The 24,192-nt window shown below is 70.4% G+C and carries 17 protein-coding genes; 7 read left to right on the forward strand and 10 right to left on the reverse strand.

Features of this window, described 5'->3' with window-relative positions; genetic code table 11:
* The first annotated feature begins 71 nt into the window (after positions 1-71).
* Both EFL95_RS13400 and EFL95_RS13405 read left to right on the forward strand, forming a co-directional pair.
* On the forward strand, positions 72-1,004 hold the full coding sequence (locus tag EFL95_RS13400) for an alpha/beta fold hydrolase (protein ID WP_123234427.1): 933 nt from the start codon (positions 72-74) through the stop codon (positions 1,002-1,004).
* A gap of 54 nt (positions 1,005-1,058) precedes the next feature.
* Complete coding sequence (locus tag EFL95_RS13405; RefSeq protein ID WP_123234428.1) at positions 1,059-2,222, forward strand: PQQ-dependent sugar dehydrogenase; 1,164 nt, start codon at positions 1,059-1,061, stop codon at positions 2,220-2,222.
* A 21-nt stretch (positions 2,223-2,243) separates the two neighbouring features.
* On the opposite strand, the gene EFL95_RS13410 is transcribed toward EFL95_RS13405, so the two are convergent.
* From EFL95_RS13410 to EFL95_RS13440, 7 genes are all read right to left on the reverse strand, one after another.
* A complete protein-coding gene (locus EFL95_RS13410) occupies positions 2,244-3,890 on the reverse strand; it encodes a prenyltransferase/squalene oxidase repeat-containing protein (RefSeq protein ID WP_123234429.1) in 1,647 nt (548 codons plus the stop codon).
* A 228-nt stretch (positions 3,891-4,118) separates the two neighbouring features.
* Positions 4,119-5,612: an Asp-tRNA(Asn)/Glu-tRNA(Gln) amidotransferase subunit GatB gene (gatB, locus tag EFL95_RS13415; RefSeq protein WP_123234430.1), complete on the reverse strand. Its 1,494-nt coding sequence runs from the start codon at positions 5,610-5,612 to the stop codon at positions 4,119-4,121.
* Entirely contained in the window at positions 5,609-7,150 is a 1,542-nt protein-coding gene (gatA, locus tag EFL95_RS13420) for an Asp-tRNA(Asn)/Glu-tRNA(Gln) amidotransferase subunit GatA (RefSeq protein ID WP_123234431.1), read from the reverse strand. The genes gatB and gatA overlap by 4 nt, the downstream gene beginning before the upstream one ends.
* The gene (gene gatC / locus EFL95_RS13425; RefSeq protein ID WP_123234432.1) at positions 7,147-7,446 is read right to left on the reverse strand and encodes an Asp-tRNA(Asn)/Glu-tRNA(Gln) amidotransferase subunit GatC; all 300 of its coding nucleotides are present in this window, start codon (positions 7,444-7,446) and stop codon (positions 7,147-7,149) included. The genes gatA and gatC overlap by 4 nt, the downstream gene beginning before the upstream one ends.
* Positions 7,447-7,534: 88 nt before the next feature.
* Entirely contained in the window at positions 7,535-8,587 is a 1,053-nt protein-coding gene (locus EFL95_RS13430; RefSeq protein ID WP_221176382.1) for an NAD-dependent epimerase/dehydratase family protein, read from the reverse strand.
* A gap of 65 nt (positions 8,588-8,652) precedes the next feature.
* Entirely contained in the window at positions 8,653-9,234 is a 582-nt protein-coding gene (locus tag EFL95_RS13435) for an anti-sigma factor (protein WP_123234433.1), read from the reverse strand.
* Positions 9,221-9,808 carry an RNA polymerase sigma factor gene (locus EFL95_RS13440; RefSeq protein ID WP_183407151.1) on the reverse strand — a complete coding sequence of 196 codons (588 nt, stop codon included), beginning with the start codon at positions 9,806-9,808 and terminating at the stop codon, positions 9,221-9,223. Before EFL95_RS13440 ends, EFL95_RS13435 begins: the two co-directional genes overlap by 14 nt.
* A gap of 214 nt (positions 9,809-10,022) precedes the next feature.
* On the opposite strand from EFL95_RS13440, the gene EFL95_RS13445 reads away from it, so the two are divergent.
* Positions 10,023-10,421, forward strand: coding sequence for a VOC family protein (locus EFL95_RS13445; protein ID WP_123234434.1), 399 nt, complete (start codon positions 10,023-10,025; stop codon positions 10,419-10,421).
* A 93-nt stretch (positions 10,422-10,514) separates the two neighbouring features.
* Here EFL95_RS13445 and ligA read toward each other — a convergent pair whose 3' ends face one another.
* Complete coding sequence (gene ligA, locus EFL95_RS13450) at positions 10,515-12,710, reverse strand: NAD-dependent DNA ligase LigA (protein ID WP_123234435.1); 2,196 nt, start codon at positions 12,708-12,710, stop codon at positions 10,515-10,517.
* On the opposite strand from ligA, the gene EFL95_RS13455 reads away from it, so the two are divergent.
* Both EFL95_RS13455 and EFL95_RS13460 read left to right on the forward strand, forming a co-directional pair.
* Entirely contained in the window at positions 12,709-13,350 is a 642-nt protein-coding gene (locus tag EFL95_RS13455; RefSeq protein WP_123234436.1) for an alpha/beta fold hydrolase, read from the forward strand. The two genes, ligA and EFL95_RS13455, sit on opposite strands and share 2 nt — an antisense overlap.
* A gap of 128 nt (positions 13,351-13,478) precedes the next feature.
* Positions 13,479-14,177, forward strand: a complete 699-nt coding sequence (locus EFL95_RS13460) for a hypothetical protein (protein WP_123234437.1) — start codon at positions 13,479-13,481, stop codon at positions 14,175-14,177.
* Between the two features lie 76 nt (positions 14,178-14,253).
* Here the strand turns inward: EFL95_RS13460 and EFL95_RS13465 are convergent, their stop codons facing one another.
* On the reverse strand, positions 14,254-17,673 hold the full coding sequence (locus tag EFL95_RS13465; protein WP_148045050.1) for a beta strand repeat-containing protein: 3,420 nt from the start codon (positions 17,671-17,673) through the stop codon (positions 14,254-14,256).
* A gap of 35 nt (positions 17,674-17,708) precedes the next feature.
* Positions 17,709-21,512: a beta strand repeat-containing protein gene (locus EFL95_RS13470; protein WP_246004988.1), complete on the reverse strand. Its 3,804-nt coding sequence runs from the start codon at positions 21,510-21,512 to the stop codon at positions 17,709-17,711.
* Between the two features lie 363 nt (positions 21,513-21,875).
* Between EFL95_RS13470 and EFL95_RS13475 the strand changes: the two genes are divergently transcribed.
* On the forward strand, positions 21,876-22,535 hold the full coding sequence (locus EFL95_RS13475) for a TetR/AcrR family transcriptional regulator (protein WP_123234440.1): 660 nt from the start codon (positions 21,876-21,878) through the stop codon (positions 22,533-22,535).
* Positions 22,532-24,157, forward strand: a complete 1,626-nt coding sequence (locus EFL95_RS13480) for a DHA2 family efflux MFS transporter permease subunit (RefSeq protein ID WP_123234441.1) — start codon at positions 22,532-22,534, stop codon at positions 24,155-24,157. Before EFL95_RS13475 ends, EFL95_RS13480 begins: the two co-directional genes overlap by 4 nt.
* Positions 24,158-24,192: the final 35 nt, after the last annotated feature.

The raw sequence follows: 24,192 nt of genomic DNA on the forward strand, positions 1-24,192 counted from the left end.
GCGCGCCGCGCCGCGCGTGACTTCGACGACAAACGCCCCCTTACGCAGCGGGGCTGGGGCACACTCGCTCCATGTCGAACGCTGCCGCGGCCAACGCCGTCACCCTGCGCGTCGTCCCTGAGCCGGACGACGCCCTCGCGCTGCGCTTCTACACCGTGACCGCCCACGACGGCACCGAGCTGCAGGCCTGGACCAACGACGTGGACGGCCCGACCGTGCTGCTCTGCAACGGCCTGGGCACCAATCCGTACGCCTGGCCCGCCCTGCTCGACCCCGACTGCGGCGTCCGGGTGATCTCCTGGAACCACCGCGGGACCGGCGGCTCCGGACGACCCGAGGACCCCTCGCACGTGGGCATCGAGGCGTTCGTCGAGGACGCGATCGCGGTCATGGACGACGCCGGCATCGACGCCTGCCCGGTGATGGGCTGGTCGATGGGCGTGAACACCGCGTTCGAGCTGGCCTTCCTGCACCCGGACCGGGTCACCGGCCTGTTCGCCGTGGCCGGCGTACCGGGCGGCACGTTCTCCTCGATGCTCGCGCCGCTGGGCGTGCCTCGCTTCGCCCGCGCCGCGATCACCGTCAACGCCGCACGGGCGATGCGCACGCTCGGCAAGCCGCTGAGCCTGCTCGCCCGCAACCTGCCCATCGGGCCCAAGGCGGTCGCCGTGCTCAGCCACAGCGGTTTCATGCTTCCGGTCGCCGACGTCGAGCTGACCGCCGAGACCGTGCGGGAGATGCTGCGCACACCGGTCGACTGGTACATGCACCTGGCGGTCGAGACCTCCAAGCACGTCCGGGTCTCGCTGCGCGACATCGACGTCCCGGCGACGTTCGTCGCCGGCCACTGGGACGTGCTGGCCTCCTCCGAGGACATGCGCACCGCCTCCGAGCGGATCGACGGCGCCGAGTACGTCGAGCTCGGCGCGAGCCACTTCGTCGCCATGGAGAAGCCGGCCGAGGTGCACGAGCTGCTGCTCGACCTGCTCGACCGCGTCCCCTGACGGGCGCCACGTCCGCGGAGCCCGTGTCTCGGGTCCCGGGCTAACGTGGGCCGGGTGAGACGCTCCTCGGCGCTGTCCTCCTCGTTGTTGCTCGCGGCACTCGTCGCCGCGCTCCTGTCCGGGTGCGGAGGTGGGTCGAGCCCGTCCGGAACCGGTACGCCGACCGGGAGGACCACGTCGAGCGCCCCGTCCGGGCCCACTCCGAGCGCCTCGGAGCCGACCGCAGCCACTCCGACGCCGAGGTCCGGGCCACCGAAGGTGATCGGCACGGTCGCGGACCACCTGTCCGTGCCCTGGGGCCTCGGCTTCCTCCCCGACGGATCCGCGCTGGTCACCGAGCGCGACAGCGGCCGGGTGCTGCACATCGTCGGCCGGAAGGTCAGCACCGTCGGTCGGATCGACGCCACCACGTACGGCGGGGGCGAGTCCGGTCTGCTCGGGCTGGCGGTCTCGCCCGACTTCAGCCACGACCAGCGGATCTTCCTCTACGCCTCGACGCCGCGGGACAACCGGGTGCTGCGGCTGACGTTCCGGGACGGACGGCTCAGCCGGCCGACGCCGATCCTCACCGGCATCCCGCAGGGCTTCCGCCACGACGGTGGTCGCCTCGCGTTCGGCCCGGACGGCCGCCTGTACGTCTCCACCGGGGAGACCGGCCAGGAGTCGCTCGCGCAGGACCGCGGGAGCCTGGCGGGCAAGATCCTGCGGATCACGCAGGACGGCCGGCCAGCCCCCGGGAACCCGGATCCGGGCTCACCGGTCTGGACGCTCGGGCACCGCAACGTCCAGGGCCTCGCGTTCGACGCCGACGGCAAACTGTGGGCCTCGGAGTTCGGCGACCACGCCTGGGACGAGCTCAACCTGATCGCCCGCGGCCACAACTACGGGTGGCCCCGCGTCGAGGGCAAGGGCGGCGGCTCGCGCTACCGCGATCCGCAGGTCGTCTGGCCGACGTCGGAGGCCTCGCCCTCGGGTCTGGCCTTCCTCGACGGGCACCTCTGGCTCGCCTCCCTGCGCGGCGAGCGGCTCTGGCGGGTCGACGTGCACGGCCGGAAGGCCTCGCACCCGGTCGCGTTCTTCGTCGGGAAGTACGGCCGGATGCGGACCGTCGCGGTCTCCCCCGGCGGCAACCTGTGGGTCACCACGTCCAATCGCGACGGACGTGGTGACCCGAAGACCCAGGACGACCGGATCCTGCTGGTGAGCCCAGGAGGCTGAGGTCGTTCTCGATCACTGCGGCTAGCGGACGACCTTGACCAGGTGTGAACCCTTGCGGTTGGTGAACTGCCCGTAGGCGGCGACGGTGCGGGACATAACGACCGAGCCCACGCCCACGCGGACCCGGAAGACACCCTTGGGGTCGGCGTGCCCGGAGTGCGACGCCCCGCGGAAGACCACCTTCGCGGACTCGCCCGCGGCCAGGCCGCTGACGGTGACCGTGATGTAGCTGTTGCGCTTCGCCACGCTCGGCGACGGCGCGACCGTGAGGGTCGTCGCGGTGAGGATGTTCGTGCGCACCCCGGACGAGTTCCCGCCGCGGTCGCTGACCCGCACCGTGGTGCTCTCCGACTTGTTCGGGGCAGTCAGGTAGACCGTCGCGGTGCCGTCGGCACGCCCGACGGCGACCTTGTGACGACCGAACCCGGCCACGCAGACCTTGTCGCCGGGGACGATCCCGCTGATCCTGTACGTCGCCAGGTGGCCACCGCTGACGTAGCCGGCGGGACCGGTGATGTTCAGGTCGGGCGTCACCGCAGGTGCGTACTTCAGGATCGGCAGGGCGGGCGCGGTGGTGCGCAGCCAGCGGTCCTTGGTCGAGGCGGTGATGCCATCGGCCCGGCCGTCGGCCACCGTGCTGGCGTCGTAGCCGATCCCGCCGGTCTCGCTCGACAGCTGGCTGGTGCAGGCGCCGACCTCGTCGGCCTGGAGCGCGCGCACCCAGATCGCGGCAGCCTTGACAGCAGCGGTCTCGCCGAGACCGGCCAGCGCCTGGCCTGCCAGGGCCGTGCTGTTCGCGTTCGGGTCCGAGGTGGACGGGCCTCCGCCGAAGCTGCCGTCGGCGCGCTGGGCGTCGAGCAGCCAATCCCGGGCCGCGGTCAGGGCGTCGGTGACCGCCTGGCTCTTGGTGGCCAGGGCTTCGAGCTGGAGCATCGCGATCGCGGTCGCGTCGGTGTCCGGCGCGCTGGCGTCGGTCCCGACCTCGGCCTGGCAGGTCTGGTCCTCGGCGGCGCGGTCGGGGTTCGGGTTGAGCCGGAAGAAGCCGGCGTCGCACTGCTGGTCGAGGAGGAACGCCTCGGCGTCAGCGGCCTTGTCCGACCCGGCCTCGGCGAGCGCACGAGCAGCGAAGGCCTGACCGAAGGTGTTGGTGTCGCCGAAGGAGTCGTTGACGTTCTCGATCCGGCCCGCCACGGGCGCGGCGTCGTCGGTGTTGTCCTCGACCACCTTCACCAGGTCGGTGTGGTCACCGCCGACGTCGGTCGGGTCTCCCCCGACCAGCCGGTCGTAGACCGCGGCTTTGGCCGCCGAGCCGGTGTAGGTGGTGCCGAAGGAGTCGTAGGTCTCGGTGATCCGGGCGTCCATCGCGCTCTTGATCGTCGACACGGTGCTCGCGTGCCCGCCGACAGCGACCAGCGACATCGCGGTGTCCATCGTCAGGCCCAGGTCGTCGAAGGCGACCGGGACCGGGTTCTCGGGGTCGGTGTTGTCGACGTAGCTGTCGCTGATCACACCGTTGACCAGGTGGTCGGCGAGCCAGGAGGCGCCGACGCTGACCGGGCGCGGGTCGGTGCCCGCGGCCTCGGCGGGGGCGGTGGTGACGACGGCGAGGCCGGCACCGGAGAGGGCGGCAGCGGCGACCAGAGCGGCGCCACGACGGAGGACGGACATCGGGTTCCTTCCCGCTGCATGAGCGGGAGGCGGTCCGCCGCCCGCTGCGTTCCACGACAGCGATGAGTTGCGAGGACGTCGAGAGGCGGGTGCTCCGGCTCGCCGTACCCCTGCGGGCACGACCTACGGTTGCGGGTCAGCGCCGGACTTCGACCGGCTTTCCCCGTCCACCGACGTGGTGGTTGTCAGGCGCTCCCCCGAGGGAACGCCTGACAGTAACACCGCAGGTCAGGAGAGCTTCTCCAGGATCAGCTCGCGGACCCGGCCGGCGTCGGCCTGGCCGCGCATCGCCTTCATGACCTCACCGATCAGGGCCCCGGCGGCGGCGAGCTTGCCGTCGCGGATCTTCTCGGCGACGTCCGGGTTGGCCGCGATCGCGGCGTCGACGGCCTCGCTGAGTGCGCCCTCGTCGGAGACGATCGCCAGGCCGCGGGCCGCGACGATCTCCTCCGGGGTGCCCTCGCCGGCGAACAGACCGTCGAAGACCTGGCGGGCCAGCTTGTCGTTGATGCTGCCGCCGTCGACGAGCGCCTGCACCGCGGCCACCTGGACCGGCGTGATGCCGAGCTCGGTCACCTCGACGCCGTCCTCGTTGGCGCGCCGGGCCAGCTCACCGAGCCACCACTTGCGGGCGGCCTGCGGCGTGGACCCCGCGGCGATGGTCTCCTCGATCGCGTCGAGCGCACCCGCGCCGACGGTGTCGCGCATCTCCAGGTCGGAGAAGCCCCAGGACTCCTGGAGGCGGTTGCGCCGGGCGGTCGGGTTCTCCGGCAGGGTTCCGCGCAGCTGCTCGACCCAGTCGCGGCTCGGCGCCACCGGCACCAGGTCGGGCTCCGGGAAGTACCGGTAGTCCTCGGCGTCTGACTTCTCCCGGCCGCTGGTGGTGATGCCGGTGTCCTCGTGCCAGTGCCGGGTCTCCTGGAGGATCGACCCGCCGCCGTCGAGCACCGCGGCGTGCCGCGACATCTCGTAGCGGACCGCTCGTTCGACCGAGCGCAACGAGTTCACGTTCTTGGTCTCGGTCCGGGTGCCGAGCTGGTCCGAACCCTTCGGGGACAGCGACAGGTTCACGTCGGCCCGGATCGAGCCCTGGTCCATCCGGGCGTCGGAGACGTCCAGCGCGACGATCAGGTCGCGCAGCTGGGCGACGTACGCGCGCGCCACGTCGGGAGCCTTCGCGCCCGCGCCCAGGATCGGCTTCGTGACGATCTCGATCAGCGGGATCCCGGCGCGGTTGTAGTCGACCAGCGAGTGGTCGGCACCCTGGATCCTGCCGGTGGCGCCACCGACGTGGGTGGACTTGCCGGTGTCCTCCTCCATGTGGGCGCGCTCGATCTCGACCCGGAAGACCTCACCGTCGACGTCGACGTCCATGTAGCCGTTGAAGCAGATCGGCTCGTCGTACTGCGAGGTCTGGAAGTTCTTCGGCATGTCCGGGTAGAAGTAGTTCTTCCGGGCGAACCGGCACCACTCCGCGATCTCGCAGTTCAGCGCCAGCCCGATCCGGATCGCCGACTCGACGGCCTTCGCGTTGACCACCGGCATCGCACCGGGCAGGCCCAGGCAGGTCGGGCAGACCTGGGTGTTCGGCTCGGCGCCGAACTCGGTCGGGCAGCCGCAGAACATCTTCGAGGCGGTGTTCAGCTCGACGTGGACCTCCAGGCCCATCGCCGGGTCGTACGTCGCGAGCACGTCGTCGAACGCAACCAGGGTGTCGGTCATGCGGTCCCTCCGAGGGTTTCGACAGGCTCAACCAGCGAGCCGAGTTCAGGGGCCTTGTCGAGCAGCGGGCCGCCCCACTGCGAGGCCAGCGCGGCCTCGAGGGCCGCACCGACCCGGTAGCAGCGGTCGTCGGCCAGGGCCGGGGCCAGGATCTGGAATCCCGCCGGCAGCCCGTCCTCGTCGGCGAGGCCGCTGGGCACCGAGATGCCCGGGACGCCCGCGAGGTTGGCCGGGATGGTCGCGAGGTCGTTGAGGTACATCGCAATCGGGTCGTCCAGCTTCTCGCCGAGCTTGAACGCGGTGGTCGGCGCCGTCGGCGAGACCAGCACGTCGACGGAGGCGAACGCGGCCTCGAAGTCGCGCGAGATCAGCGTGCGCATCTTCTGCGCCTGGCCGTAGTACGCGTCGTAGTAGCCGCTGGACAGGGCGTAGGTGCCGAGGATGATCCGTCGCTTCACCTCGTCGCCGAAGCCGGCGTCGCGGGTCGCGCGCATGACCTCCTCCGCGCTCGGGTCGCCGTCGGGGACGACCCGCAGGCCGTACCGCATGGCGTCGAACTTGGCGAGGTTGCTGGAGGCCTCGGCCGGGAGGATCAGGTAGTAGGCGGCCATCGCGTGCACGAAGTTCGGGCAGGAGACCTCGACGACCTCGGCGCCGGCCTTGACCAGCAGCTCGACCGACTCGGTGAACCGCGCCATCACGCCGGGCTGCCAGCCGTCGCCGGCGAGCTCGGTGATCACGCCGATGCGCACCCCGCTCAGGTCACCGGTCGCACCCTGCCTCGCCGCGGCGACCAGGTCGGGCAGCGGCTGGTCGATGCTGGTGGAGTCGCGCGGGTCGTGCCCGCCGATGAGCTCGTGCAGCAGCGCGGAGTCGAGCACGGTGCGGGTGACCGGGCCGACCTGGTCCAGCGAGTTGGCCAGGGCCACCAGACCGTAGCGGGAGACCCCGCCGTAGGTCGGCTTCACGCCGACGGTGCCGGTGACCGCACCCGGCTGGCGGATCGAGCCGCCGGTGTCGGTGCCCAGCGCGAGCGGCGCCTCGAAGGAGGCGACGGCCGCGGCCGAGCCGCCGCCGGAGCCGCCGGGGATGCGGTCCAGGTCCCACGGGTTGTGGGTCGGCCCGTACGCCGAGTGCTCGGTCGAGGAGCCCATCGCGAACTCGTCCATGTTGGTCTTGCCGAGGATCGGCAGGCCGGCCGCCTTGAGCCGGGCGACCACGGTCGCGTCGTACGGCGGGATCCAGCCCTCGAGGATCTTCGAGCCGCACGTGGTCGGCAGACCCTGGGTCGCGAGCACGTCCTTGACCGCGATCGGGACGCCGTCGAGTGCGGACTTGAGGGTGCCGGCGGCGCGGCGGGCGTCGGACGCGGCGGCCTGCGCCAGCGCACCCTCGCCGTCGACGTGCAGGAACGCGTGCACGGCGCCGTCGACCTCGGCGATCCGGTCCAGGTAGGCCTGGGTGATCTCCACCGAGGTGGTCTCGCCGGCGGCCAGCGCCTCGGCCAGCTCGGCGGCCGTCTTCTTGATGAGGCTCACTGCTCGTCCCCCAGGATCCGCGGCACGGAGAAGCGCTGCTCCTCGACGGCCGGTGCGCCCGAGAGCGCCTGCTCCGGGGTCAGGCACGGCTCGACGACGTCCTCGCGGAACACGTTGGTCAGCGGGATCGCGTGCGAGGTCGGCGGGATGTCGTCACCGGCGACGCCGCTGATCGAGGCCACCGACTCCAGGATCACGGACAGCTGGGGTGCGAGGTGGTCGAGCTCGGCGTCGTCGAGGTCGATCCGGGCGAGGTTCGCCAGGTGGGCGACCTCGTCTCGGGTGATTTCAGGCATGCCTGAATCCTAGGTGGCTGGGTCCCTGCCCTACGAACCGGGTTTCGAGGCTCCTCGCTGCGCTCCTCGCACCTCAACCACCGTGGATTCAGCCCCTGACCAGCCCGTCGTCGATCATCTGCTGGAAGTGCTCGGTCACCGACTCCGCTCCCGGGCGGAAGGTGATGCCCAGCTCGGCGACCGTGCGGCTGTTGTCGAACCGCAGCGGGTAGCCCACGTTCAGCTTCACGAACTCGCGGGTCAGCCCGGCCACCGGAGCGGCGAGCCAGATCGCGGCCTTGGGGGCCTCCATCAGCGGGAAGGACGGCCGGTAGCCGAACTTCGCCCGCAGTGCCTTGCCGATGTCGAGCATGCTCATCGTCTCGGAGTTGGTGATGTAGCGACCGTGGGCAGCGGGGGTGAAGCCCGCGGCGATGTGCGCGCGGGCCACGTCGCGGACGTCGACGACACCCATCTCCAGGGGCGGCGCTCCGGCGGCCTGGGAGAAGTCGGTGAAGCTGCCCATGGTCCGGAACGTCCCGGACTTGCTGGCCGTGGTCAGCGACGGGCCGAGCACCAGTCCGGGGTGGATCGTGACCAGGTCCCAGCGGTCCTGCGCGCCGGCGATGTCCCACGCCTCGCGCTCGGCCACGGTCTTGGAGTACGGGTACGGCTGGTGGTCCAGGCTGCTGGTGGTGTTCCAGTCGTCCTCGGTGAACTGGTCCTTGCCGACCATGTCGATGTTGTCCCCGCAGATCGCGACGACGCTGCTGGTCAGTACCACCCGCTTGACCGACTCGGTCTCGTTCACGCTGGTGAGCACGTTGCGGGTGCCCTCGAGCGCCGGGCTGACCAGCTGCTTCTGCGGGTCCCGGACCTTGCCGATGAGGAACGGCGACGCGGTGTGCATGACCAGCTCGCACCCGGCCATCGCCTCGGTGTAGCTGCCCGGCTCGAGAAGCTCGGCGCGGTGCAGCGTGAGCCGACCGGGGTGCGCTTCGGCCAGGGCGTGCAGGTGCTCGAGACCCTTCTTCTTCTGCGGGTCCCGGACGGTCGCCCGTACCGTGTGGCCGTCCTCGAGCAGGTAGCGCACCAGCCAGCTGGCGACGTAGCCGCTGCCGCCGGTGACCAGGACCGGGGCGGCGGGGTCGATGTTCGTCATGGGCACAGGCTAGGGCTCCGCCTCACGACCGCGCGAGGCGTCCGCGGGGTGATCCGGGTCGCGTTTCAGCGACGCTGCGGGTGCGCGGTGAGCACGACCTCGCCGGACGGACCCGGGTCGTCGTCGAGGACCTCGCGGGTGACCGTCAGCGTGTCGAACTCAGCCGGGCTGACCGGGGCCCAGAGCGTCACGTAGTCGCCCTCGTTGAAGGTGCCGATCGAGACCCGCTGGCCGGCCTCGTTGCGGAGCCAGGCCTCGTAGTACTCATCCCCGTCACGCCGCGGCAGGTCCTCGACCTTCAGGGTGATCCGCCAGCCGCTCTGCGTCCGGGTCAGGGACACGTCGCCGTGCGCCTGGGGCGCCAGCTCGGTCGGCGCCACGGTCGCGGAGAACTGCACCGGGTCGTCGTGAACCTGCTGGACGGTGACGGTGACGCCCACCGCCAGCACCACCGAGGCCGCGACCGCAGCCAGGGCGTACCGGGTGCGACGGCGACGCCGGAGCCGGCCGGACTCCTGGGCGATCGCCTCGACCACCTTCTCCTGGAGCTCGGCCGGCGGCTCGGTCCACAGCGACGGGTCCGCGAGCAGCGCGTCGACGCGCTCGAGCTCGGCGATCTCCTCGGGGGTCAGGTCATCCTCGTTCATCGGACCCTCCTCCCCCGTCGATGGTCCCGTTGACCGTGCGTCGGTGCACCAGCACTCCGGCCAGCCGCCGGTGCGCCCGGTGGCTGCGCGACTTCACCGTGCCCAGCGGGATCTCCAGCCGGTCGGCGATCTCGTGGTGGGTGAGGTCGTCGAAGTGCTGCAACCGGATGATCGTACGGTCCTGGCTGGACAGCTCGTCGAGCGCGCTGTGCACCTCCGCGACGTCGTCGAGGTGGTCGACCGACGGCGGCAGGGTGATGAGCTCGGACGCGGCGGTCCCGTCGATGTCGTCGTGGCCGCGGTGCCGGCGCTCTCGCCGGTGCACGTCGATCGTGACCCGCTTGGCGATGGTCGTCAGCCACGCTCCGAGCGGGCGCGTCGGGTCGTAGCTGGCAGCGGCGCGCCAGGCCTGGACGAACGTCTGCTGGGTCGCGTCCTCGGCCAGACCGGCATCACGCAGCACCCGGTACGCGATCGAGAAGACCAGCCGTCCGTAGGACTGGTAGACGACCCTGATCGAGTCCGGGTCACCGGCTGCGAACCTCTGGGCCAGGTCCGCCTCGTCAGGCGCCACGCGCGTCACGGTAGCCCAGGGACGCGCAGCCGTCTCCCGAGTTTCCGGCGCCCCGACCGGCGTCTTCCCGGGTTCGTCCTCGGCTGCAGTGATCCGCCCCACCTCCTGCTTACGCAGGCTGCCGGATCCGGGTTCCGTCGTGGAACCGAACGCGGCGCGAGCCCGTAGGCACCGACATGAAGGAGCAGTACAAGCCAACGAGGAGAGAAGAAGAATGTCTGTGTTCCCCGGCATCACCCACGTCGCCGTCACCGTCAGCGACCTGAAGCGCAGCACCCCCTGGTACGCCGCCCTGTTCGGCAGCGACCCGGTGCTCGACGAGGACACCGACGGCGGGTTCCACCACACGGTGTTCGCCCTCGACGGTGGCCAGTTGTTCGGGCTGCACCAGCACGAGAGCGCCCCGGCGGGCAGCTTCGACGAGCGTCGGTCCGGGCTGGACCACGTGTCGTTCGCGTGCACCGACCGCGACGAGCTCGAGGGCTGGGTCAAGCGCCTGGACGACCTCGGCTACCGCCACGGGGGCATCGTCGACGCGCACTACGGGTCCGGGCTGTCGTTCCGCGACCCGGACAACGTCGCGCTCGAGTTCTTCGCGCCGCCGGCTGCCTGACGCGCGCGAACCGGGAGCGTGCTGGGGGACGCTTCCGGACTCGGCCGCACCCGCCCGGGTGGTGCGGCCGAGGACGCTCGTCGCCCGGTTCTGTCAGAGGCCGGACGGACCGGACTCGAGGAGCCGGGCGAAACCGGCCTCGTCCAGGACCGGGACGCCGAGCTGCTCGGCCTTGTCGGCCTTGGACCCGGCGTTCTCCCCCACCACCACGTAGTCGGTGTTCTTCGAGACCGACCCGGCCGCCTTGCCGCCGCGCGACAGGATCGCCTCCTTGGCCGAGTCCCGGCTGAAGGCGACCAGCGAGCCGGTGACCACCACCGTCAGGCCCTCCAGGGTCCGCTCGACCGAGTCGTCGCGCTCGTCGGCCATCGCGACGCCGGCGGCCTGCCACTTCTCCACGATCGCGACGTGCCACGGGACGGCGAACCACTCGATGACCGCCTCGGCGATCGTCGGTCCGACGCCTTCCGCGGCCGCGACCTGCGCCTCGCTCGCCGCGCGTAGAGCCTCCATCGAGCCGAACTCGGTGGCCAGCGCCCGCGCCGCACTCGGACCGAGGTGGCGCACGGAGAGGCCGACCAGCACCCGCCAGAGCGGGACGGCCTTCGCCTTGTCCAGGTTGGCGAGCAGCTTCTGGCCGTTGGCGCTGAGCTGCGGCCCCTCCTCGCCCTTCTTGGGAGCACGGGTGAACAGCTCGGCTTGGAGCAACGTCGACTCGTCGAGGTCGAACACGTCGCCCTCGTTCGCGATCGCCCCGGCCTCGAGCAGGGCCTGGGCCGCCTCGTAACCCAAACCCTCGATGTCGAAGGATCCCCGGCCGGCCACGTGGAAGACGCGCTCGGTGACCTGGGCCGGGCAGTGCTCGTGGTTGGGGCAGCGCAGGTCCTTGTCGCCCTCCTTCTGCTCCACCAACGTGGTGTGGCACGACGGACACTCGGTCGGCATCACCCACTCCGGCAGGCCCTTCGGACGGAGCGCGAGCACCGGTCCGAGGATCTCGGGGATCACGTCGCCGGCCTTGCGCAGGATGACGGTGTCGCCGGGGCGGACGTCCTTCCGCTTGACCTCGTAGCCGTTGTGCAGCGTCGCGTTGACCACGGTCGACCCGGCGACCTTGGCCGGCTCCATCACGCCGTACGGGGTGACCCGGCCGGTGCGACCGGTGTTGACCTCGATGGAGATCAGCTTGGTGTTGACCTCCTCCGGCGGGTACTTGAAGGCGATCGCCCAGCGCGGGGCGCGCGAGGTCGAGCCGAGGCGGCGCTGCAGCGCGACGTCGTCGACCTTCACCACCACGCCGTCGATCTCGTAGGGCACGATCGTGTGCCGGTGCTCGCCGGCGTTGGCGATGTACGCCTCGACCTCGGCGAGCGAGCCGACGACCTTCACCTGCTCCGAGACCGGCAGGCCCCAGGCGGCGAGCGCCTCGTAGGCGTGCGACTGCGCCGTCGGCTCGAAGCCCTCGCGCGCGCCGATGCCGTGGCAGACCATGCCGAGCTCGCGGGACGCGGTCACCCGCGGGTCCTTCTGCCGCAGCGACCCGGCGGCCGAGTTGCGCGGGTTGGCGAACATCGCCTTGCCCGCCTCGGCGAGCGAGGCGTTGAGCCGTTCGAAGGCAGCCACCGGGAGGAAGACCTCGCCGCGGACCTCGACCAGCCTCGGGACCGGGAACGTCTTGCTGCCGGTCAGCGCGTGCGGCACGGCAGCGATGGTCTTCACGTTCGGGGTGACGTCCTCCCCGGTCCGGCCGTCGCCGCGGGTCAGCGCACGGACCAGCTTGCCGTCCTCGTAGAGCAGGTTGATGGCCAGGCCGTCGACCTTCAGCTCGCAGAGGTACGCCGGGTCGGTGATGCCGTCGCGGGCGATCCGGGCGGCCCAGGACTCCAGCTCCTCGGTCGAGAAGGCGTTGTCCAGGCTCTCCATCCGCTGGAGGTGGTCGACGGCGGTGAACTGCGTCGAGACCGCACCCCCGACCTTCTGGGTCGGCGAGTCCGGGGTGCGCAGCTCGGGGATCTCCTCCTCGATCGCCTCCAGCCGCCGCAGCCGGACGTCGAAGTCTGCGTCGGAGAGCGTCGGGTCGTCCAGGACGTAGTAACGGAACCGGGCCTCCTCGACCTGCTCGGCGATCAGCTGGTGCTCAGCCCTCAGCTCGGCGTCGTGGGTGGCCTCGTCCGGTGCGCTCACAGGGCTATCTTGCCAACCCGGACCGACAATCCGCGGGCCCGGTCGGCTCCGAAGAGAAGTCGTCGCGCCGCCGCGGCGCACTGCCTCCTGCAAGGATGAAGACATGATCGACCGCCTCACCCTCAGCGCGCTGCCGGAGGTGCAGCACGGCCTGGTGCTGATGCTGCACGGCGGGGCCGAGCGCGGGACGAAACCGGTCGACGAGCGCAGCCTCGCCTTCCGGCGTACGCGCGCGATGTTCGGTTCCGTCGCCGACGACCTCGTCTCCGCCGGGATCGGCGTCGGCCTGCTGCAGTTCCGGGTCAAGGGCTGGAACGCGGCGCCCGGCCGGGTCCCGGCACCGGTGGCCGACGCCCGGGCGGCCCTGGCCGACCTGCACGCGGACTTCCCCGACCAGCCCATCGTCCTGCTCGGACACTCGATGGGTGCTCGGACGGCGGCCTGGGTGGCCGACCAGCCGGGAGTGGTCGGCGTCGTGGGACTCGCCCCGTGGTTCCCCCACGACGACCCGGTGGACGCCTTGGCGGGCAAGCACCTGGTGGCTGCGCACGGCCGCCGCGACCGGATCACCAGTGCCAAGGCGACCCGGATCTTCGTGCAACGTGCGGCGGGAGTGGCGGACTCGGTGGAGTTCATCGACATGGGTGGTCTCGGTCACTACATGCTGCGCGGGATCAACCGCTGGAACCAGGTCGCGGTGAGCCAGTCCCGCGCGATCCTCGACCGGGTGCGCGAGGACCGCTGACCCGCGCCCTGACTCCCGCCTGACTCCCGCCTGAACCGCGACGTGCCCGGCATCACGTCCGGTTTCCGCAACCCGGCCCGGACGCGGTGCGTTCAACCCAGGAGACCGTCTCCTGCAGAAAGCACCTCATGTCCCGCCCGAACCACTCCCCGATCAGTCCCAGCCAGGTCGTCGCCAGTGCCCTGGCCGCGTCCGCAGCCGCCTTCGCCGCCTCCTACCTCGGTGTCGCCGGCACGATCATCGGCGCCGCCGTCGCGAGCGTGATCGTCACGGTGGGCAGTGCGCTGGTGCACAGCTCGTTCCGCCGCAGCAGTGACGCGGTGCGACGCACGGCCCAGCTGGTGCGCCCGGTCGGCGGCACCGACCCCGAGCCGGCGACGCCCGACCTCGAGCACACCCGGGTGCTGGAGATAGCCCCGGAACCTCCGCCGCTGCGTGCGCCCGGAGCGTGGCGGCGGACCGCTCTGGCGGCCGCCCTCGTCCTCGGCGTCACCCTGGCCGGGCTGACCGGGCTCGAGGCAGCACTCGGCAAGCCGCTCTCGGCTCTTCTCGGCGGCTCGGACGCCTCGGGGACCAGCCTGACCAGCGCCGTGGGTGGCGGCTCGCACCCCAGCGCCACCTCGTCGAAGGCCGACCCGGGCAACGGGAGCACCACGACCCCCGCGGTGCCGACCCCGACCCCGAGCAGCGAGCCGACCAGCGAACCGTCGGGTCAGCCCACCCCGGAGCCGACGAGCACGCCCACATCGGTACCGACCACGGAGCCGACCGCCACCCCCACGAGCGACCCGACGGCCACCACGACGCCGACCCCGGCCGCTCCCTGATCCCGCGGCCGACGCCCCGGGGAAACACTGCGGCCCCCGGCAGAGCCGGGGGCCGCAGTGCGTTCCATCGAGTGGATCAGTACTCGTGCCCGCGAGCGGTGTCGCCGATGGTGTCGGCGTCACCGGCGTACGTGGCGTCGTACGCGGAGACGATGTCGAGCAACGTCTCCCCCGGGGTGAGGTTGATGTCCAGCATGAACACCTGGTCGTTGCACTCGGCGATGCCGTTGGCATCGGTCACCGCGTCGCACAGGTGCTGGGCCGGACGGGCCGGGATCGGGGCCGAGGAGAAGCTCACCGTGCGACCCGGCATCGGGTTGCCGTAGCGGTCGGTCAGCTTCGCCCGGATCCAGTTCTGCCGCGGCGGCACCCCGTTGCCCGGGTTGTTGGTGTCGGCCGCGACGATCGTCGTCGGGGCCTTGGTGATCACCTGGTCGAATCCGCCCGAGGTGGAACCGGAGTGCGAGACGTCGCCGGAGTAGGTCGCCTTCACCGTGTGCGTACCGGTGTGCAGCCCGGCCACCGAGAGCGTGGCCTGACCACCGTCACCCACCGGAGCGGTACCGAGGACGGTGCTGCCCTCCTTGAAGGTGACCGACCCGGTCGGCGTGCCGGCGCTGGTGTTCACGGTCGCGGTGAAGCTGATCGTGTCGCCGTACACAGCCGGGGTGCCCGAGGACGCGATCCCGGTGACGGTCGGGATCTGCCCGACGGTCTGGGTGGTCGACGCCGAGGAACCGTTGAAGTTGAAGTTCCCGACGTAGACCGCCGTCAGCGAGTGCGCTCCCGCGGACAGTCCGGTCGTCACGAACGTCGCCTCCGAGGTGGTGGCCGCCGAGGTGGGCGCCAGGCTGCTCGAACCGAGCAGCTCGTCGCCCTCCCAGATCTGCACCACGCCGGTGGGCTTGCGCTGCGCCGGAGCGACCGCGGTGACGTCGGTGGTCACCGTCACGGCCGACCCGTACGCCGCCGCTGCCGGTCCGGACGAGACCGTGATCGAGGTGTTGCCCTTGGTCACGTTCTGCCCGGCGCCCTGGTCGAGCACACCGTCGCTGCCCACGAAGTTCCCGTCACCGGAGTAGGTGGCGGTGATCTTGTAGATGCCCGGCGTGAGCGAGGCGAAGTTCGGGCTGGTCGCGACGCCGTCGACGACCGCGGCCGGGGAACCCAGGTTCGCGCCGTTGACGAAGAACCGGACCGTACCCGTCGGGTTGCCCGCGCCCGGGGCGACCGGGGTCACGGTGGCCGTGAACTGGACGCCCTGGCCCGACGCGGCCGGGTTGGCCGAGGAGCTGATCACCGTCGAGGTCTGCGCCCGGGTCACCGTCTGCGAGACGTTGCCGGTGCTGGCGTTGAAGTCGTCGTCACCGGAGTACGCAGCCGAGATCGCGTGCTGGGCGACCGACAGGTTCGAGACCGTGATCGAGGCCTGCTCACCCGTGGCGGAGCTGACCGGCTGGGTGCCGATCACCGTGCTGCCGTCCTTGAACACGATCGTGCCCGACGGCGAACCCGCTCCCGGGGCCAGCACCGAGACGCTGGCCGTGAACGTCACCGGCTGGCCGAAGACGGCCGTCGGGGACGAGCTGGTCAGGGTCGTCTTGGTCGAGGCCTTGTTCACGACCTGGGTGATCGTCTCCGAGGTGCTGGTGAAGAAGTTCAGGTCGTCGGAGAGGTAGACCGCCTTGATGGTGTGGCTGTCGGTCGACAGGCCCGTCACGGTGATGTCGGCCGCGCCGTTCACCATGTCGACGAAGCCGTAGTTCGCGCCGTCCACGATGAACTTGATCGTGCCGGTCGGGTGACCGGTCGCCGGGGCGATCGGCGTCACCTCCGCGTGCACGGTCACGTTCTGGCCGTGCACCGACGGGTTCGGGCTGGAGCTGATCGACGTGGTGGTGTGCGCCGCGTCGACGTTCTGGGTGAGCGCGTCGGACTGCCCGGCGAAGTTGTCGTCGCCGGAGTAGTTCGCGGTCACGTTGTGGTCACCGACCGTCAGGTGCGTGACCGGCGAGACCGCCTGTCCGCCCGAGACGGTGACCGGAGCACCCAGGTTCACGCCGTCGACGGCGAACTGCACCGTTCCGGTGATCGTGCCCGCACCCGGGGAGACCGGGGCGACCTGCGCCGTGAAGGTCAGCGGCTCGCCCGAGACCGCGTTCGGGTTCGACGTGGTCAGGTCGAGGGTCGTGTCCGCCTTGTTGACACCGTGCGTCACCGTTGCCGAGGAGCTGGTCGCGAAGTCGGCGTTGCCGTTGTAGACCGCGACGACGTTGTGGTTGCCCGTCGACAGGTTGCTGACCGTCAGGGTGGCGTTGTCACCAGCACCCAGCGCGACCGCCGTGCCGAAGGGCTGTCCGTCGATGTTGAACTGGACCGCACCGCCAAGCGTGCCGACGCCCGGGGACACGATGTCCACGTGCGCGGTGAACGTCACCCCCTGGCCGCTGACCGTCGGAGAGGGGGCGTCGGTCAGTGACGTGGTGGTGCTCGCCTTGTTGATCGTGAGCGTTTTGTCGGCGGCCGTGCTGCCGATGAAGTTGCTGTCACCGTTGTAGACCGCGGTGATGGTGTGCGAGCCGGTGCTCAGCCCGGCGTCAGGACTCGTCGTGGCCACGCCCGAGCCGTCCAGAGTCACCAGGGCGTAGTCGTTGCCGTCGAGCTTGAACTGGACGGTTCCGGTCGGCGTCCCCGTGCTGCCGTTCGTGCGCGCCACGGTCGCGGTGAAGCTCGTCGACTGGCCGTGCACGATCGTCACCGGCTGGCTCAGCGTCGTCGAGGTCGAGTTCTTGGTGACGTCGAACGACTTGGTGGTGCTGCTGCCCGCGAAGAAGGTGTTACCGGTGGTCGAGGCGGTCAGGGTCGCGCCGGTCCGCGGCGGACCGCTGACCGGGAGCGAGGCCGAGGCCACACCGCTGGCGTTGGTCGTCGCGGTGACCGAGCCCCCGCCGGTGAGCGAGAACGTGACCGGCAGGTTCGGGATCCCTGCGTTGGTGTTGTTCGGGTCCGTGAAGGTTGCCTCCACCGGCACCGAGGTGTTCTGCGGCGCGGAGAACACCGTGCCGGTGTAGGCCGCCGCCGAGACGTTCGTGATCGTGACCGGCTGCGTGAACACCCGCGGGGTGGCCGAAGCGCAGTTGATCAGGAAGCTGCCGTTCTTTCCGTCGGTCTCGGTGACCCGGATCTGGTAGCTGCCGTTGGCGTAGCTCCTGGTGTTGAGCTGGACCGTGTAGGAGCCCGAACCGCTCTTGGTGTTGTTGAACGCCGGGCTCACCTGGGCGCCGCCGGTGGTGATCAGCTCGATCTTGGTGGAGGTGTTGCCGCCGCAGTGGTCCAGGGTCGAGGTGTCGTCACCTCCGGTGCTGGTGATGTTGACGATGCCGGCCACCGTCGCCCCCGAGGACGGAGTGGTGATGCTGGCCTCGGCGGGGCTGACCACGAGGGCCAGACCCACGCCTGCGGCGAGTGCGGCGAAGGCCGCGGTGAGCTTGCGCACGATGGGACTTCCTTCTCGAGTCGTCACTGTCGTCCTCACTTGATGATCCCGGCGCTGGCGTTGGACCCGAGGTAGTCGCCGTTGCCCGCGAAGGTGGCCTTGTAGCCGTTGAACAGCACCAGGCTCACCAGTTGGCTGGCGGCGTTGCAGGTCGCGACGCCGTAGGCGTCGGTCGTGGTGGTGCAGACCGTGGTGGTCCCGACCGTGAACACGACCGGCACCCCGCCGACCGGTCCCAGCGGCGAGTTCAGGGTCGCCTTGAGCTGGCCGAGCGGGAGTGCGAGCGGTGGCAGCAACCTGACCAGCGCTGCCTGGGCGGTGATGGTCGTGGGCAGCTTGGCCACGGTCACCGGCGAGGTCGCCGACACGCTGCCGCTGAAGGCCGACGAACCGGAGTAGGTCGCCTTGATCGAGTGCGAGCCACCGGCCAGCGTCACCACCAGGTTGGCGGTGCCGTTGCTGCCGGACGCCCCGACCACGACCTGACCCAGCGTCGTCGAACCGTCGGTGAACGTCACCGTGCCGGTCGGCGCACCGAGACCGGTGGAGCCCGGCGTGACGGTAGCCGTCAGCTGGACCGACTGGCCGAAGTTCACCGAGCTCGGCGTCGCGTTCAACGACGTCGTGGTGGAGACCTTGCCGACCGACTGGGTCAGGGACGCGGTCTCGCCCTCGAACAGCTCGCTGCCGGAGTACACCGCGGTCACGGTGTGGTCACCCGGCGCCAGGTTCGTCACCGACGGGCTGGTGGCCGAGCCGTCGGAGAGAGCCACTGCTCCCCCGAGGGCGACACCGTCGACCCGGAACTGGACGTGGCCCGTGGGCGCATCCAGGGTCGAGTCGTCGGCGTTGACGTGCGCGGTGAACGTCACGCCCTGGCCGTAGCTGCTCGACGGGTGCGAGGACGTCAGGTCGATGCTGACGCCGGCGTCCGCGACCGTCTGGGACAGGAAGTCACCGCTGTTCGAGTAACCCGGGTTGCCGACGAATGCGGCGATGACCGTGTGGTCACCGGGCTCGGGCGAGGCCAGGACCGGGCTCTGGGCCGAACCGTCCACCACCTCGACCGGGTCGCCCACGTCGGTGCCGTCCACGGAGAACTGGACGGCGCCGGACGGGCTGGACCCGTCGTCCGCGGTGACCTGCGCCGTGAAGCGGATGATCTGGCCGTACGTCGACGGGTTGGCCGTCGAGCTGGCCACCACCGAGGTCCCGACCACGGCGGCACCGGGGATCACCTGGTGCGCCCTCGGAGCCGACTCACTGGCGTTGTAGTCGTCGTCACCCTCGTAGGAGGCCACGATCGTGTGCGAACCCGGCGCGAGCGTCGAGATCTGCAGGGTCGCCTTCGCGCCGCCCGAGGACGGGCTGAGCGAGGCCGAGCCGATCGGGTCTCCGTCGGAGGTGAAGCTCACCAGGCCGGTGGCCGCACCCGAACCCGGCGCGACCGCACCGACGTTCGCGGAGATGTTGACGACCTGGTCCTCCGAGGACGGCGACGGTGCGATCGTCACCACGGTGGTGGTGTCGGCCTTGGTCACGGTCTGGGTCAGCGTGTCCGAACCACCCTTGAAGTTAGCGTCACCGCCGTAGGTGACCTTCACGGTGTGGCTGCCGGCCAGCAGGTTCGAGACCGGGTCGAAGTTCGCAACCCCGCCCGACAGCGCGACCGGGGAACCGACGTCGGTGCCGTCGATGGTCAGCTGCGCGGTCCCGGACGGGACGCCCGAGCCCGGAGCCTGCGCGCCGACGGAGACGCTGTAGTCGACGGCCTCGCCGGTGACCGTGGTGGTGTCGGAGGACGACAGCACCGCATTCACGTCCGCCTTGGCGACGGTCACCGTGCTCGGCGAGGAGGTGGCGCCGTTGTACTCGTCGTCACCGGAGTAGGTGGCCACGATCGAGTGGCTGCCGACCGGGATGGTGGTGGCGACCACCGAGGCGTCACCGGACCCGTCCACCGCGGCGGTGCCGAAGGTGGTGCCGCCCTCGCTGAAGGTCACCGAACCGGTCGGGTGCCCCGAACCGGAGGTCGTGGTGATGTGCGAGGACAGGGTCACGCCCTGGCCGTAGACCGTGCTGCTCGGCGACGCCGAGAGCGAGGCCGACGAAGCGAGCAGCGGCACGCGCACCTTCCAGATGACGTTGCCCGTGGAGCTGGGCCCGAAGTTCGCATCGCCGTTGTAGACGGCCTGGACGGTGTGGTCACCGAGCGCCATCGAGCCTGTGTTCAGCGCGCTCGAGGTCGCGGTCCCGCCGGAGACGGGAACGGCGGCTCCGAACGCGGCGCCGTCGACCAGGAACTGGACGGTGCCACCCGGGTTCGAGCCGACACCCGGGGTGACGGTCGCCGAGAAGGTGACGTTGTTGCCCTGCTCGACCTGCGGCTGCGAAGGCAGCACCGTGGTGGTCGTCGGGTTCACCGTCACCGAGAACGCCGGGGAGGTTGAGGCGGCCGCCAGGTTGGCGGCGCCGGCGAACGACGCGGTGATCGTGGTGGTGCGCACCGGACCGTTCATCGGCAGGGTCGCCGTGGCGACACCACTGGCGTTGGTGGTCGCGTTGACCGAACCACCGCCGCCGAGGGTGAAGGTGATCGTCCGGCCGGCGGCGCTGACGCCAGTCAGGTCGGTGAGCTGTGCGCTGACCGCAGCCGACCCCGAGACCGGCGCGGAGGTGGCACCGGTATACGAGATCGTGGAGCAGTCGACCGGGGTGATCACTGCAGTCGTGGCGCCGGTCGCCGTGGTCGCGCTCGAGGTGACCTCGATGCCCCAGTTGGCACGCGAGCCGTTCTTGGCGAGCCCGTCGCTGTCGCCCGGGGTCTGCAGCGTCACCGAGTAGGCGCCGTTGGTACCCGTGGTCGTGGTCGCGACGGGGCCGGCGCCGTGGTTGATCTGGGACTGGTCGAGCTGGACCCGGACCGGCACGCCGACAGCACCGGTGCTCAACGCGCCGGAGACGGTGATGGTGCCACCGGCACAGGTGAGCGACGGCGTCGCCGTGGCCGAGAAGGTCGCGCCGCCCGGAGTCGAGGCGGAGGCCAGGTTGCGGGTGATGATCAGCGTCGCGCCGTTCAGCGGGAGCGTCAGGATCTCCTTGGCCTGGTTCTTGTACTGCGGTGCCCACCAGGTCAGGTCGGACATCGAGCCGTCGGCGTTCGAGGTGCTGACCTTGTTGGTCGCGGTGCTCGCGTTGATCGGCACGTTCACGGTCTCGTTCGTGACGTTGGACGGGCCGTTGAAGGGCAGGGTGTCCGGTCCGAACGGGGAGGAGCCGGTGCCGCCCAGCGAACCGGCGTCGTAGGTGAAGCCGCCGGAGTAGTCGATGTTGGTGTTCGTCGTCCAGTTGTCACCGGAGTTGAGCGGGAAGTCGTGCACCTTCCAGCTCGGGTTGGGCTTCAGGGTGAGATCGATGTTGGCGGTGACGCCCACAGACAGGAAGCTGGCGTGGGCGGTGGCCTTCAGGTTCTGGGTCTGGTGCTCCTGGAGCAGCGCCAGGTCGGAGACCCGGACGTAGCGCTCGCCGGAGACGCTGCCGCTGAAGCTGTCCAGGGTCGCGGAGCTGATGCCGGCCTGCGGCGGGTCGATCTTGACCTTGCCGCTGCCTCCCGTGATCGTGCCGGTCAGCCCGAGCTTGTAGGCGTCCTGCCCGTCGAACGTCTCGCGGTCGAGGACCGTGTACGTCGCGTTCTCGTTGATCGTGGCGGTGGTGCCGTTGCCGTCGTCGTAGTTGAAGACGGTGGCGTAGGTCCACGACCAGCCGTTGTTCCACGCGACGACGTCGTTGCCGGGCGCCTGCACCGCTTGCGCGGGCAGGGCTGCACTGACCAGTGCCACGGTGCCCAAGGACAGGACCGTGACGATGCTGGCGAGAGCGCGCCGAGAACGCTTCCTCGTGGAATTGCCTGAAGTGCCGGGTGCACGCATTTCGAAGCCCCTTGTTCAACTGTGAGTGACCACTGTGGGAGGTCAGTGGCGGATGTTGTTCTAGCGGACTGATGTGACAGCCACAACGAAAATGGAACACGTACCTGTTATGTCCGGTTTCGAAATAGACCAGTTAGTGGACCGGTCAGATCCGTTTCGCCAAAGTCCTTGAACTTTTTTTGATTTTGCGGGAATGGCCTTGGCGCGTACTCTGTTGATGAAACGAAACCGTTCCGTTTCATCTGACCGAAACCACCCCAGGAGGCGAGCCCGATGATGACCATCGCCACCCCCACTCGCCCCCGCGTCGAGGGCGAGCGCGAGGACGAGATCCTCGACGCCTGCGTCGAGCTCGTCATCGAGCTCGGGTACGACCGGCTGACGATGGACGCGGTCGCCAAGCGCGCCCGCGCCAGCAAGGCGACGCTCTACCGGCGCTGGGAGTCCAAGGCCTCCCTGGTCGTCGAGGCGCTGATCCGCGCCAAGCAGTCCCCGCACATCGGTGACCACGACACCGGCAGCCTGCGCGGCGACCTGCTCTCCACCTTCTGCGGCAACCAGGGCATCAACGAGACCGCTACCAAGGTGCTCGGCTCGGTGATCACCGCGCTCTCCACCGACCCCGAGTTCGCCGAGCTGTTCCGCGACAAGTTCATCGCCCCCAAGGTGGCGATCACCCAGGCGATCTACCTGCGTGCACAGGAGCGCGGCGAGATCGGGCCGGACGTGGACCTGGAGATGATCGGCCCCGCCCTGGCCGGGATCCTGCTGCACCGCACCTTCATCCTCGGCGTACCGCCGGACGACGCGACCATCGAGCGCGTCGTCGACCACGTGATTCTTCCCGCCGTGCAGCACCCCTCGTGCGGCGGGCGCACCACCACGCTCACCTCCACCCTGAAGAGACCCACCAAGGCAAGGAAGACCTCATGACTGACACGACCATCGCCGACCCCACAGGGTCGACGGAGGATGTCGCCGAGACCGGTACCCACAAGCACCTGGGCTGGGCACTCGTCCTCATCTGCGTGGCGCAGCTGATGGTGGTGCTGGACAGCACCATCGCCAACATCGCCATCCCGTTCATCGGCAAGGACCTGGACATCAGCCGGGCGAACCTCCAGTGGGTCGTCACCGGCTACGCGCTCGCCTTCGGCGGGCTGCTGCTGCTCGGCGGACGCCTGGGTGACCTGTACGGGCGCCGCCGGATCTTCATGACCGGCCTGACCCTGTTCGCCGTGGCCAGCGGCCTCGGCGGTTTCGCGCAGAACGAGGCGATGCTGCTCTCCTCGCGTGCCCTGCAGGGTCTGGGCGCCGCGCTCGCCGCTCCGGCTGCGCTGGCGCTGATCACCACCACCTTCCCGGCAGGCCCCCGCCGCAACCAGGCGTTCTCCGTGTACGCCGCGATGTCCGGCGTCGGTGCCGCCATCGGTCTGCTCCTCGGCGGCTGGCTGACCGGCCTGCACCCGGCCGGCATCGAGGGCTGGCGGCTGACGTTCCTCATCAACGTGCCGATCGGCCTGATCGCCGCGTTCGCGGCTCCGCGCCTGCTCGCCGAGTCCGAGTCGCGTCGCGGCCAGCTCGACCTCCCGGGCGCCGTCTCCGGCACCCTCGGCCTGATCTCACTGATCTACGGCATCAACCGGGCCGGCCAGCACGGCTGGGGCAACACCTGGACCGTCATCTTCCTGGTCGTCGGCGTCGCGCTGCTGGCGCTGTTCGTCGCCATCGAGCGCAACGTGAAGAACCCGCTGCTCCCGCTGCGGATCCTGGCCAACCGCACCCGGGCGACGGCGTTCGTCGCGATGATGATCGTCCCGGCGGCCATGTTCGCGATGTTCTTCTTCCTCAGCCAGTTCGTCCAGGACGTCATGGGCTACACCCCGCTCCAGGCGGGCCTGTCGTTCCTGCCGTTCCCGTTCGCGATGGTGTTCGGCGCGACGCTGAGCTCGAAGCTGATGAACAAGATCGACCCGCGTTTCCTGGCCGGCACCGGCACGCTGCTCGCCGGTATCGCGCTGCTGAACTTCCACCGTCTGTCGGTCGACGCCTCGGCCGGCAACATCGTGGCCCGGGCCTCGGGTCACGGCGGCGCCTTCCTCGGCGACACGATCAGCTACTGGTCGAGCATCTTCCCGTTCATCGCGCTGATGGCGTTCGGCATGAGCCTGACGTTCATCCCGCTGACGCTGGCTGCTGTGCACCACGTCGACGAGAAGGACTCGGGCATCGGCTCGGGCGTGCTCAACACGATGCAGCAGGTCGGTGGTGCTCTCGGTCTGGCGACGCTGTCCACGATCGCGACGCACTACATCACCGAGAAGGCGACCTCGCTCGGCGGAGCCGTGGGCGCCGCGATCCACGGCAGCGGCGCGCACGCCGATCCGGCCGCGGTGAAGTCGCTCGTCGGCCAGGCGGCCTTCACCAGCGGCGGCACCCACGCCTTCCTGGTGGGCGCGTTCATGATCTGGACCGCCTCGGTGGTGTTGTGGACGTTCCTGTCCGTCAGCCACGAGGAGATGGCGACCGACGCCGCTCCGGTTGCTGGTCACTGAGGTTTCGACAGGCTCAACCAGCACAGAGCCGGCTC

It is taken from the genome of Nocardioides marmorisolisilvae (assembly GCF_003725775.1).
In the GTDB taxonomy this organism is placed as follows: Bacteria; Actinomycetota; Actinomycetes; order Propionibacteriales; family Nocardioidaceae; genus Marmoricola; species Marmoricola marmorisolisilvae.